This is a genomic window from Winslowiella toletana, from assembly GCF_017875465.1.
Taxonomy (GTDB): Bacteria; Pseudomonadota; Gammaproteobacteria; order Enterobacterales; family Enterobacteriaceae; genus Erwinia; species Erwinia toletana.
The window spans coordinates 2,050,470-2,063,074 of the sequence record NZ_JAGGMQ010000001.1; the positions used below are offsets into that span (position 1 = coordinate 2,050,470).

Below are 12,605 nucleotides of genomic sequence, written 5' to 3' on the forward strand. Positions count from 1 at the left end.
GGAGTTGACTCCAGAGTGTAGGATGTCAGTACAGGCGGACAGTATCGTCCGCCGTCTGACTCTTTGGGAGGTTTTATGCACCAACACTCTTCCTGCGGCTGTGGCCAACGCCACGCGGCGAAAAAACCTGCCTGCAACACCCCGGCACGCCCGGTTATGCAGAAAATCACCGCTATTTCCGCCGCGCCGGTTGAAGGCGCCTGTTGTCAGGACGCTGCCTGCGCATCAGGCGATGACCCCGACGATGAGGGCGACAGGCCCGTTGCCGGCGAACAATTTAGCTGGCTTATCAGCGGCATGGACTGCCCGAGCTGCGCACGCAAAATCGAAACTGCAGTTAACCGTCTTAAGGGAGTCAGCCACGCCCGGGTGATCTACGCCACCGAAAAACTAGTGGTCAATGCGGGCAGCGATATCACTAAGAGTGTCGAACAGGCGGTTAACAAGGCCGGTTTTAAGCTGAAAAGTGCCAAAACCGACGCGCCGCAGGCCAGTTTCTGGCAGGAAAATCGCGCCATTATTTTGCTTAGCCTGCTGATGCTGGCCAGCTGGATCCTCAGCGGTATTGATGAAACCAGCGGTCAACTGGCGTTTATCGCCACCACGCTGGCCGGAATCTGGCCGGTCGGCAAAAAAGCGCTGCAGCTGATGCGCAGCGGAACGCCATTTGCCATTGAAACCCTGATGAGTATTGCCGCCATCGGTGCGCTGTTTATCGGCGCTACCGCCGAAGCCGCCATGGTGTTGCTGCTGTTTTTACTCGGCGAACGGCTGGAATCCTTTGCCGCCAGTCGCGCCCGACGCGGTGTGACCGCACTGATGGCGCTGAAGCCAGACAACGCGGTGCGCCTGCGCGGCGACCAGCGTCAAACCGTCGCGGTCGACAGCCTGCGCCCTGGCGATATCATTGAAGTGGCGGCGGGCGCTCGCTTACCGGCCGATGCTTTACTGCTCGACGCCTTTGCCAGCTTTGACGAAAGCGCCCTCACCGGTGAGTCAGTACCGGCTGAACGCCAGCAGGGTGAAAAAGTGGCCGCAGGCTGCACCAGTGTTGATCGTCAGGTGCGGATGGAAGTGGTGTCACGCAGTGGTGAAAGCGCCATTGATCGCATTCTGCATCTGATTGAGCAGGCCGAACAGCGCCGTGCGCCGATTGAGCGCTTTCTCGATCGTTTCAGCCGCTATTACACGCCAGCGATTATGGCGCTGGCACTGCTGGTAACGCTGATCCCACCGCTGTTGTTTGCCGCAGCGTGGCAACCCTGGATCTACAAGGGGCTGACGCTGCTGCTGATTGGTTGCCCGTGCGCGCTGGTGATCTCGACCCCGGCGGCAATTACCTCCGCACTGGCGGCCGCCACCCGTCGCGGTGCGCTGATTAAAGGCGGCGCGGCGCTGGAAAGTCTCGGCGCGGTGCGTACTGTCGCCTTTGATAAAACCGGCACGCTGACGGAAGGCAAACCGGTGATCACCGATGTGGTGGTGCTGGATAACGCCGATCCGTCGGCCCTGCTGTTAAAAGCGGCGGCGGTTGAAAGCGGATCATCGCACCCACTGGCGCGCGCGATTGTCGCCCATGCCAGCGCGCTGAATCAGCCGATCCCGTTTGCCAGCGATCAGCGTACACTGGCGGGCAGCGGCGTCGAAGCCACGGTCAACGGACGCCAGTTGTTGATCACTGCGCCAGCCAGACTGACGCAGCTGACAGATGCACAGCAGGCGCAGATTGCCGCACTGCAGTCCGCTGGAAAAACCACCGTCGTGCTGCTGGAAGATCAGCTGCCAATTGGTCTGATTGCGCTGCGCGACCGTGTGCGTGACGATGCCAGGCAGGCGCTTGATCAGCTAACAGCGCTGGGGATTACCAGTATCATGCTGACCGGCGACAACCCACGGGCGGCGGCGGCGATTGCCGCTGAGCTGGGCATCGATTATCGCGCCAGCCTGTTACCGGCCGATAAAGTACAGGCGGTGGTGGAACTGAATCAGCAGCAGCCGGTAGCGATGGTGGGTGACGGTATTAATGATGCGCCAGCGATGAAAGCGGCAACCATTGGCATTGCGATGGGCAGCGGCAGCGACGTCGCGCTGGAAACCGCCGACGCCGCGCTGACGCACAATCATCTGACAGGCCTCGCGGCAATGATCCGCTTGTCGCGCGCCACCCATGCCAATATCCGGCAGAATATCGCCATCGCGCTGGGGCTGAAGGCGGTATTTCTGCTGACCACGCTGTCAGGGATCACCGGATTGTGGCTGGCGGTGCTGGCTGATTCGGGCGCGACGGCGCTGGTTACCGCTAATGCATTGCGATTATTGCAGAAGAAATGAATACTTTGAAGCAGGAGACGTCAACAGGGCGACGCTAATATTAAAAGAGAAAAAATCATCCATTCTTATTAAATATAGATTTAACTGTAGGCATTAATAATTATATTTAAGAAATAAGTTATTACTGCCTGTTAATGCAATTGTTTATAAAATCTTAGCCGTAAAAAAACCGACTGGTGAAGTCGGTTTTTTTACACGTTACTCAGACAGATTTACACTGGCCGAATGAGAACGTCATCATCTAACGTTTCAATATTATTATTTTAAAGAAAATTTCGCAAGCGGCTGCTGGAAATTTATGCGACGGCCAGTATAATCATCTGGTTAGCTCTGGGACGCTTTCACTCTGGCAATACGCTAATACGTTTTTTAAGACCTGGCCAGCTGTACGGGTGGTGCCGTTATCTGGCGCTCTGGCGGGAGTGAGAACGTCATCATCTAACAATGAGATATATTCCGTGACAGGCATCGTATGAGCAAGCGGGAATCATCTCACTCCGTTTTAAGGAGAAAACGGGTGATTGATAAAGCAATCATTGTTCTCGGAGCGTTAATCGCGCTACTGGAACTGATCCGTAATCTGCTTCAGTTGCTGGGCTGATAATGGAAACGTAGCTAAGGTTGGGGAGCAACTACTCCCCAACCTTTAATATATTGTCAGGGTGACCGAATGCCAGCATTAGACGAAAATCTAACGCGTCATCAGTCAGGAAAAATGATTTCATATAAAAATAATATTAAATTAATCAATACCCTAAATAATTCGAGTTGCAGGAAGGCGGCAAGCCCGCTCATCTGCAACTTGAAGTATAATGGGTATAAATATCAAATCATTTGCAAAGTTCGTACCGGGTCACAACCCTTTCTTCAGCAGATACTTATATGGCGTGGTCTCCACTGACTGCGCCAGCAGAGTATGTTCCATAAAACGGCAAAAACCGGGAATATCGCGGGTGGTGGCCGGGTCATCGGCAATAATCAGCAAGGTTTCCCCTTCCTGCATCACGCGCACGGCTTTGCGCACCATCATCACCGGCTCCGGGCAGCGCAGGCCCAGGGCATCTAAAGTTTGATCCGGGTTGGCGAAGATATCGCTCATAACACTCTGATTACCGCATATTGATAAGATTGCCGCTTATTCTACCCTTGAGTGCCTGCGGTGCAAGTCAGATGCGCGACGTTAACGTTTGCGTTAAAATTAACCATTGCAATAGAAGATGAAATCGGTAAGATTCCGGCCCGTTGCAAGCTAATGCTTACAATTAACACTATTGGGTTCCCTCACCCCATCGCTAAAAAAGGCTACATTGATGATCTCTTTTACCCCGCGTCAGCGCACTTATGCGCTGGTCTGGCTGTCACTATTCCACCTGCTGGTGATCACTTCCAGTAACTATCTGGTACAACTGCCAATCTCGGTATTGGGTTTGCATACTACCTGGGGCGCGTTTAGCTTTCCGTTTATCTTCCTTGCCACCGATCTGACAGTTCGCATTTTTGGTGCTCCGCTGGCGCGTCGTATTATTCTGCTGGTGATGGTTCCGGCGCTGTTTATTTCCTATGCACTTTCGTCCCTCTGTTATCAGGGCGAGTGGCAGGGCTTCGCGGCGCTGCGCGAGGTAAATCTGTTTGTCGCCCGCATCGCCTGCGCCAGCTTTATGGCCTATGCTTTAGGGCAAATCCTTGATGTGCATGTGTTCAACCGCCTGCGCCGCAACGCCCGCTGGTGGATTGCACCGGCAGCAGCGATGTTCCTTGGCAATATCAGCGATACCCTCGCCTTCTTCTTTATTGCCTTCTACAAAAGCACCGATCCGTTTATGGCGCAGAACTGGATGGAGATCGCGCTGGTGGATTACAGCTTCAAGGTGCTGATCTGCATGATCTTCTTCCTGCCTGCTTATGGCGTATTGCTGAACGCCGCGCTGAAACGTCTGGCGGAACGCAGTAATAAAGCTGAACTGAATTTCGGATAACACTGCTGCCGCGGTAGCCATTAACAGCATATTCTGTGACAGTAAGCAGGTTGCTTTTACTGACTGATTTAGTTTGTATGTACCCTGAGCTGAAACTTAGTACGCGAATTAATAAAGGGATCCTGATGCGTAACATGGCGAAATATGTAGGAATCGGTTTACTGGTAATGGGCCTGGCCGCCTGTGACGGTAAAGATGATAAAGCGGCAGCGGATGATAATGGCGTCAGCAGCAGCCAGTCGGCACAGACCGTTAATCTGATGGATGGCAAACTGAGCTTTACTCTGCCAGCAGGCATGTCCGATAAAAGCGGCAAGCTGGGCACTCAGGCTAACAATATGCATGTTTATGCGGATGAATCGGGTCAGAAAGCGATTATCGTTATCGACGGTGATACGACCACTGAAGGGCTGGATGTGCTGTCAAAACGTCTGGAAGCGCAGCAGCGTAACCGCGATCCACAGTTGCAGGTGGTGACCAATAAATCCATCGAGCTGAAAGGCCAGCCGGCGCAACAGCTGGATACGGTGATCTCGGCGAACCACCAGTCATCATGGTCTTCGGTGATCCTGAGCAAAGTGGACGGCAAACTGCTGACCCTGCAAATTACCCTGCCAGCGGATAACCAGCAGCAGGCGCAGACTGAAGCGGAAAATATTATTAAAGCCATTACGCTGAAATAGCGCGGGTTAACAGGCGGTGAGAACGCTGCCATAGCGTATCGTACAAATCATTGGCACGGGCGGCGAGAACGCCGCCCCTACGGATTATTTAGGGGAGCCGTTTTCGGCTCCCGCCCGCTGGTTACAAACCTGCCGTCTCACGAATATATCTGCGGGCTTTCACCGCATACTCAAACGGGTTTGCCAGCGCCGGATCCTGCTCTGCTTCCACCACCATCCAGCCTTTATAGCCGTAATCGTCGAGGATTTTAAACACCGGTTTGAAATCGATCACCCCGTCACCCGGGACGGTAAAGGTGCCTTTTTTTACTCCATCAAGGAATGACAGCTTCTCACGACGCACCTGCGCCACAATCTCATCGCGCACATCTTTTAAATGCACATGATTGATCCGTGGCAGATACTTCGTCAGCAGCGCCAGCATCTTCTCCTGCGAGCCTTCGGAGTAGTAAGCGTGGCCGGTATCGTACAGCAGGAACACATCGTTATTGGTCAGCGCCATAAAGCGATCCACTTCTTCCGTGGTCTGGATGCCGGTGCCCATATGATGATGCAGACAAACCTGCATTCCTTTCGCGGCGGCGATTTTTGCCAGTTCGTTATAGCCTTCCGCTGTCAGACGCCACTCTTCATCGCTGAAATAAGGCTTCTCTTCCAGCACCGCCAGCGTGGTGCCCTGAATACTCTTGCTCTGCTCGGAACAGCCAATCACTCTGGCGCCCATCGCATGCAGGAAATTCATATGATTGGTAAATTCATCGATGGTTTTAGCTTTGTCGCCCTGGGCGAAGAAAGTACTGAACCAGGCGTTACAGATCTGCAGACCACGAATATCCAGCATCGGCTTCAGTACCGCCGGATCGCGCGGATATTTGCTGCCCACTTCACTGCCGGTAAAACCGGCCAGCGCCATTTCACTGACGATTTGCTGGAAAGTATTCTCTTTACCTAAATCAGGCATATCGTCGTTGGTCCAGCCAATCGGCGCGATTGCCAGCTTTACATTATCTTTATTCATCGCAATCTCTCCACGGGCGGCGAGAACGCCGCCCCTACGGATACGGTTTTATTTACTCAGCAATTCGCGCTCAATCAGTTCGCGCGTTTCCACTGCCTGAAATTTCATTTTTTCCGGATAACCAAACAGCGAAGATGCAATGATCGATTCGCCGCCAACTTTGTAATGACGGTTGGCAAAATTCATCTCACGCAGCGTCCTGAACAGTGTCGGGAAATCGACTTCCCCTTCACCCACCCCCACATGCTGGTGAATGGTGGCATCCACGCCCGGTGGATTGACGATATAGCGACAATGTTTGGTGTGGTTCATGGTATCGGCAATCAGCACGTGCGACAGATCCTCACCAGCGTACTCCAGCATGGTCTTCACATCGCCCTTCCCTTTGTCGTAGAAGAAGGTATGCGGCACGCTGTACAGGTATTTCACATTTTCACTGCGAAATGACTTCACCAGATCGGCGGTTTCGTTGCTCTCTTCGCAGAAATCCCACGGATGTGACTGAATTTCGACGCGGATGCCTTCACGTTCGATAATCGGCAGCAACTCTTCCATTGAGCGATAGAACATCTCTTCACAGATTTCCGGCTCGTTTGGCGTTCCGGACAGTTCGGTGTTAATCACCGATACACCCATCTCAACCGCAATCTCAATCATCCGCTTCCAGTTTCTGACCGCCGCCTGACGACGCGCCTCATCCGGACCCGACCAGCGATACACCACGATAAATGAAGAGATCTCCACCCCCGTCGCCTTCAGCGCGCTTTTGTACTCCGTCACAATCTCGCGGCTGGCTCGCGGATGCTTATAGAACGGGTTTATCTGCGGATGGGGCGACTGTTCAATATATTTGTAGCCCCAGTCCGCGACCTGGTGAACCATTTTGGTGATGCCCAAATCTTTAATGACATCAACATCAAAAGCGATTTTCATCAGTCTCTCCGTGGATTTATGACTTATTGTAGAACGCCGGGCGTGCGGGCAGTTCAACCGGCTCAATGGCGCCGCTGTTCTGCGCTTTAATACAGGCATCGGCGGCCACTGATGCGGCATAACCATCCCATGCTGACGGCCCCTGTAACTGACCGGCCGTGGCATCGTTAATAAACGCCTGCAACTCAACGTCGTACGCATCGATAAAGCGATCTTTCCAGTCGGTCAGAATGGTTTCCGACAGCCTGGCTTCTTTACGCAGCAGCACTGACTGAGGTTCCGGCAGTTTAGCAATCCCCTCTTCACCCACGACTTCGCACTGAATATCGTAGCCGTATGCACAGTTAACGAAGATTTCCACATCGATACGAATGCCCTTCCGGGTTTCAAACAGCACAATTTGCGGATCTTTCAGTCTGGCATGTGATTTAGAGGTGGTGCGTGGGAAGACTACCTGCACGGTTTTGTAATCATCTTCAGTCAGCCAGCGCAGCACATCCAGTTCGTGGATCAGCGTGTTGGTGATCGCCATATCGGTGACATAGTTTTCCGGTACGGTTGGGTTGCGGTGCGCGCAGTGCAGCATCAGCGGCTCACCAATTTCGCCATCCGTGATCACTTTCTTCAGCGCCACATAACCCGCATCGTACGGGCGCATAAAGCCAACCTGCACCAGACGTTTACCGAACTTAATTTCGGCATCAACGATACGACGACAGCCTTCTGCGGTCATCGCCAGCGGCTTTTCACAGAACACCGGTTTACCGGCGGCAATCGCCGCCAGCGTGAACTCTTCATGGGTCGGATCCCAGGAAGTGACCAGCACGGCATCAACATCGCTGGATTTCACCACTTCATGGCCATCGGCATAGACTTCAGCCTCCAGACCCAGACGGTTAAGGGCGGCTTTAGCGCCATCAACATTGATATCCGATACCGCCACCACCTTGGCCCCCTGCAGGACTTTGCTGCAGCGGCGAATGTGTTCCTGACCGATAGCGCCAGTACCGATAACACCTAAACGTAGCGTCATGATATCTCCAGAATTTTGTAGGGTTGAGAATCAGTAATAATTAGTATTTGCGCGCCTGATCGAGATGTTCATCCAGCATTCTGGCGACGGCATCAACGCGTTCAGAGGTGGAAACCCGCGCACCGCCGACATGCCACCAGCTGAAGTATTTGTGCACCATGGTTTTCGGCAGCACTTTGATATCAATCAGCGTTGAAACCGTCTGCTTACGGGCATCTTCTAATGCCTCTTTCAGCTGCGACAGCGTCGTTACGCGATAGGTTTTACAGCCGTAACCTGCGGCAATCGCGGCGAAATCAACCGGCACAAAGCCACCGTCCAGTTTGCCGCCTTCGGCATTACGGAAGCGGAACTCGGTGGTAAAGCTGTCCATCCCGTGTTCCATCTGCAGATTGTTAATACAGCCGTTAGTCATATTGTCGAACAGCACCACGTTGATCTTGGCGCCTTCCTGGATTGAGGTCACCAGCTCGGAATGCAGCATCATAAATGAGCCGTCACCCACCAGCGTATAGACCTCACGATGAGGCTCAGCCAGCTTGACGCCCAGTGATGCGCTGACCTCATAACCCATACAGGAGTAGCCATACTCCACGTGATAGCTGTTGTAATCCCTGGTGCGCCAGACACGCTGCAAATCACCGGGCAGGCTGCCTGCGGCGGCGACAATCACTGAATTCTTTGGGAGCTGCTCGTTAAGCGTGCCGAGCACGCTGCTCTGCGTCAGGAAGGAGCTGGTCAGACGATTAAATTCGGCAAACAGCGCTTCGCGATCGATATGGTCGGCAATCTCCGGAATAAAATCAGCGCCGCTGTAGGCCACCTGATAGACGCGCTGCGTCTCTTTCAGCAACTTACTCTGCGCCTGCTCAATCTGCTCACCCCAGCCGCTGCTGAAACCCTGTTCGGCCAGACGGCTGTCCAGCGCGGTCAGCGCCTCGCGCGCATCGGCCACCAGCTGCACGCCATCCAGCTTGTAGCTGTCGAAGCTGCTGACGTTGATATTCAGGAAACTGACATCCGGATTCTGGAAGATCCATTTGGAAGCGGTGGTAAAGTCGGTGTAACGGGTGCCGACGCCAATCACCAGATCGGCCTCTTTCGCCAGCAGGTTCGCCGCCAGACAGCCGGTTTCACCGACGCCGCCAATATTAAGCGGATGATCGGAGACGATAGTGCCTTTACCGGCCTGGGTTTCGGCAAACGGAATCTGGTGCCGTTCGGCGAACTGGCGCAGTGCTTCTCCAGCTTCGGAGTACTTCACCCCGCCCCCGCAGACGATCAGCGGTTTACGTTTACCCGCCAGCAGCTTCAGCGCGTCATCCAGCTGCGCAGCGGTCGGCAGACGGCGATCCAGACGATGCACGCGTTTCTGGAAGAAATACTCCGGGAAATCCCAGGCTTCACCCTGCACATCCTGCGGCAGCGACAGCGTCACCGCACCGGTTTCCGCCGGATCCGTCAGCACGCGCATCGCATTAATACAGGCGGTCATCAGCTGTTCAGGACGGTTAATACGGTCCCAGTATTTACTGACCGCGCGGAACGCATCGTTGGTGCTGATGCTGAGGTCGTGACTCTGCTCAATCTGCTGCAACACCGGATCGGGCTGACGGGTGGCAAACACATCGCCTGGCAGCAGCAGTAGCGGGATGCGGTTAGCGGTGGCGGTACCGGCGGCGGTAATCATATTGGCCGCGCCAGGGCCGACGGAGGAGCTACAGGCGATAATTTCGCGGCGCAACTTCTGTTTGGCGTAGCCAATCGCCGCATGCGCCATGCCCTGTTCGTTGCGCCCCTGCAGCACCACCAGATCGCCGCGATCCTGCTCCAGAGCCTGCCCAAGGCCAAGCACATTGCCGTGGCCGAAGATGGCAAAGATCCCTTTTACAAACTTGGTTTCTGTTCCGTCGACAGACAGATACTGATTATCGAGAAATCTGACCAGCGCCTGTGCCGTGGTTAATCTAATCTTGCCCATGTGCTCATCCTTTACGTAAGGGTCGCCTGAAACAGACATGCCGCAGTGCGTATTTAAGGCCGTCGCTGACGTTAACGAACAGGCGACAACTGATAAGTGAAACGTGAGGCGATTATAAACAAATATTTTTTCCACTAAACACAATTACAGAAAAAACATTTCATTTTGCGAGAGAGATCAAATTCTGCCGTTTACGGGGGTTTACCCGGCGCTGTCACCACCCTGAACTGAAACATTCGGCCACCCTTGCTCTGCAAAAGGAAATTTCATTTCACTTCAATAGCTTCGCTGCACGACCAGTCGCGAGTTGCGACAGCGCTCACAGCTTTTGCCGCGCCTCGCGTCAGTGATAAAACCCTCACCAAAGGCAGCAGATCGCCAGAGTTTTATCTATCTCACAATTTTGGGGTGAAGATTTCATTTCATATTGAATTTGGAATTTTTATTCCTCATACTGCCAGACATGTTAAATCGGTTCGATCGGCTTTACCCGGAGAAGCCTGGCAGAGTCTGCTTATCACAGAAGGAAATCACAGGTATGACTACACAACAGAAGCGGCTTGATGTGATTTGTATCGGACGCATCGCCGTTGACTTTTATGGCCAGCAAATCGGTGCGCGGCTGGAAGATACCAATACATTTTCGAAATATCTTGGCGGCTCGTCCGGTAACGTGGCTTATGGCACCGCGATTCAGGGGCTGAAATCCGCCATGCTGGCGCGTGTAGGTGATGAGCATAACGGTCGCTTCCTGCGTGAAGAGCTGCAACGTGTGGGTGTCGATACGCAATCTCTGATTACCGACGAGTCGCGTCTGACCGGCATGGTGATTCTGGGTATTAAGGATGAAGATACCTTTCCGCTGATCTTCTACCGTGAAAACTGCGCCGATATGGGTCTGATCCCGGAGGATATCCATGAAGAGTATATTGCCTCCTCGCGTGCAGTAGCGGTCACCGGCACCCATCTTTCTCATCCGGATACCCGCGCGGCGGTGCTGAAAGCGCTGGATATCGCCCGTCGCCATGGCCTGCGCACCGCGCTGGATATCGATTATCGTCCGGTATTGTGGGGGCTGACTTCACTTGGTGATGGTGAAACCCGCTTTATCGAGTCCGGGCACGTCACCCGACAGTTGCAGGAAGTGCTGCACTACTTCGATCTGGTGGTCGGTACCGAAGAAGAGTTTCATATTGCCGGTGGCAGCACCGATACGCTGACCGCGCTAAAAAATGTGCGTCAGGCTACCGGCGCGACGCTGGTCTGTAAACGCGGGCCGCTGGGTTGTGTGGTGTTTGAAGGCGCAATCCCGGACAGCTGGGAAGCGACCCGGCTGCAAAGCGGCGTGCGCGTTGACGTGCTGAATGTACTGGGGGCGGGCGATGCCTTTATGTCCGGCCTGCTGCGCGGCTGGTTAAATGATGAAGGCTGGGAGCAGGCGTGTCGCTACGCCAATGCCTGCGGCGCGCTGGTGGTATCGCGCCACGGCTGTGCGCCGGCGATGCCGACCAAAGAGGAGCTGGATGACTTCCTCGCCCGTGATAACGATGTTAAACGGCCGGATCTGGATGCGCGCCTCAACCATCTGCATCGCGTCACCACGCGTAAGCAGCAGTGGCAGGAACTGAATGTCTTCGCCTTTGACCACCGCAAGCAGCTGGCCGATATGGCGCGCGAAGCCGGGGTAGATGAAGCGCGCATTCCGGTGCTGAAAACGCTGCTGTTAAAAGGCGCGCAGGAAGCGGCGGCGGAAGCCGGTCTGGAAAACCGCAGCGGCATCCTCGCCGATACCACTTATGGTCAGAAAGCGCTGAACGCCATCACTGGTAAAGGCTGGTGGATTGGCCGGCCGATTGAACTGCCGAGTTCACGTCCGCTACGTCTGGAACATGGCAATATTGGCTCACAGCTGATCGACTGGCCGCAGGAACATGTGGTGAAATGCCTGGTGTTCTACCATCCGCATGACAGCGCCGAAATGCGTCAGCAGCAGGATGAACTGATCCTCGATGTCTGGCGCGGCTGTAACAAATCCGGTCATGAGCTGCTGCTGGAGGTGATTCTGCCGGAAAGCAATCCTGATCATCAGGAGTCTTACTACCATCAGATGCTGACGCACTTCTACGGCCTGGGGATTCAGCCCGACTGGTGGAAACTGCCGCCGCTGTCACTGGCCAGCTGGCAGTCGATTGGTCAGCTGATCGAGCAGAATGACCCGCACTGTCGCGGGATCCTGCTGCTGGGACTGGATGCGCCGGAAGAGAAACTGAAAGCCGGTTTTGCCGCCGCGGCTCAGGCGCCATGGGTGAAAGGCTTTGCCGTCGGGCGTACCATTTTCGGTCAGCCGTCGCGCCAGTGGTTGCAGGGCGAGCTCGACGATCGGGCGCTCATCGATCAGGTGAAAAGTAATTATCTGAAGCTGATTGGCTACTGGCGCGAAGCGCGTCCGGCGAAATAAGTATTCGCTTTCAACACCGGCGGCGATAACGCCGCCATCCTGGCCGGGACAAATCCGCAACACGGGCGGCGATAACGCCGCCCCTACATTATTGTAGGGGAGCCGTTATCGGCTTCCGTTTCAAAGGCTCGCCCCCCCTTCCTGATAAGATTTCGGTCCACTTTATGTGAGGTGATTCATATTGCGATGAAA

Annotated in this window: 10 protein-coding genes; 5 read left to right on the forward strand and 5 right to left on the reverse strand. The window is 54.4% G+C overall.

What is annotated here, in order from left to right; genetic code table 11:
• The first annotated feature begins 75 nt into the window (after nt 1-75).
• The gene (locus J2125_RS09620) at nt 76-2,331 is read left to right on the forward strand and encodes a zinc/cadmium/mercury/lead-transporting ATPase (protein ID WP_026111488.1); all 2,256 of its coding nucleotides are present in this window, start codon (nt 76-78) and stop codon (nt 2,329-2,331) included.
• Nucleotides 2,332-2,848: 517 nt separating this feature from the next.
• On the forward strand, nt 2,849-2,932 hold the full coding sequence (dinQ, locus tag J2125_RS09625) for a damage-inducible type I toxin DinQ (RefSeq protein WP_017799503.1): 84 nt from the start codon (nt 2,849-2,851) through the stop codon (nt 2,930-2,932).
• Nucleotides 2,933-3,184: 252 nt separating this feature from the next.
• On the opposite strand, the gene tusA is transcribed toward dinQ, so the two are convergent.
• A complete protein-coding gene (gene tusA / locus J2125_RS09630; protein WP_017799504.1) occupies nt 3,185-3,430 on the reverse strand; it encodes a sulfurtransferase TusA in 246 nt (81 codons plus the stop codon).
• Between the two features lie 211 nt (nt 3,431-3,641).
• Between tusA and J2125_RS09635 the strand changes: the two genes are divergently transcribed.
• Together J2125_RS09635 and J2125_RS09640 are read left to right on the forward strand one after the other, a co-directional pair.
• Nucleotides 3,642-4,307, forward strand: coding sequence for a 7-cyano-7-deazaguanine/7-aminomethyl-7-deazaguanine transporter (locus tag J2125_RS09635; protein ID WP_017799505.1), 666 nt, complete (start codon nt 3,642-3,644; stop codon nt 4,305-4,307).
• 125 nt (nt 4,308-4,432) lie between these two features.
• Nucleotides 4,433-4,990: a DcrB family lipoprotein gene (locus J2125_RS09640; protein WP_017799506.1), complete on the forward strand. Its 558-nt coding sequence runs from the start codon at nt 4,433-4,435 to the stop codon at nt 4,988-4,990.
• A 121-nt stretch (nt 4,991-5,111) separates the two neighbouring features.
• On the opposite strand, the gene iolE is transcribed toward J2125_RS09640, so the two are convergent.
• The 4 genes from iolE to iolD are packed head-to-tail and all read right to left on the reverse strand — an operon-like array spanning nt 5,112 to nt 9,955.
• The gene (gene iolE / locus J2125_RS09645; protein ID WP_017799507.1) at nt 5,112-6,008 is read right to left on the reverse strand and encodes a myo-inosose-2 dehydratase; all 897 of its coding nucleotides are present in this window, start codon (nt 6,006-6,008) and stop codon (nt 5,112-5,114) included.
• A gap of 48 nt (nt 6,009-6,056) precedes the next feature.
• Nucleotides 6,057-6,941 (reverse strand): sugar phosphate isomerase/epimerase family protein, encoded by an 885-nt coding sequence (locus J2125_RS09650; protein WP_017799508.1) that lies wholly within the window; start codon nt 6,939-6,941, stop codon nt 6,057-6,059.
• A 16-nt stretch (nt 6,942-6,957) separates the two neighbouring features.
• A complete protein-coding gene (gene iolG, locus J2125_RS09655) occupies nt 6,958-7,974 on the reverse strand; it encodes a bifunctional inositol 2-dehydrogenase/D-chiro-inositol 1-dehydrogenase (protein WP_017799509.1) in 1,017 nt (338 codons plus the stop codon).
• 40 nt (nt 7,975-8,014) lie between these two features.
• The gene (iolD, locus tag J2125_RS09660; protein WP_209499486.1) at nt 8,015-9,955 is read right to left on the reverse strand and encodes a 3D-(3,5/4)-trihydroxycyclohexane-1,2-dione acylhydrolase (decyclizing); all 1,941 of its coding nucleotides are present in this window, start codon (nt 9,953-9,955) and stop codon (nt 8,015-8,017) included.
• 538 nt (nt 9,956-10,493) lie between these two features.
• Here iolD and J2125_RS09665 point away from each other — a divergent pair.
• On the forward strand, nt 10,494-12,413 hold the full coding sequence (locus J2125_RS09665; RefSeq protein ID WP_017799511.1) for a bifunctional 5-dehydro-2-deoxygluconokinase/5-dehydro-2-deoxyphosphogluconate aldolase: 1,920 nt from the start codon (nt 10,494-10,496) through the stop codon (nt 12,411-12,413).
• The last annotated feature ends 192 nt before the right edge of the window (nt 12,414-12,605 follow it).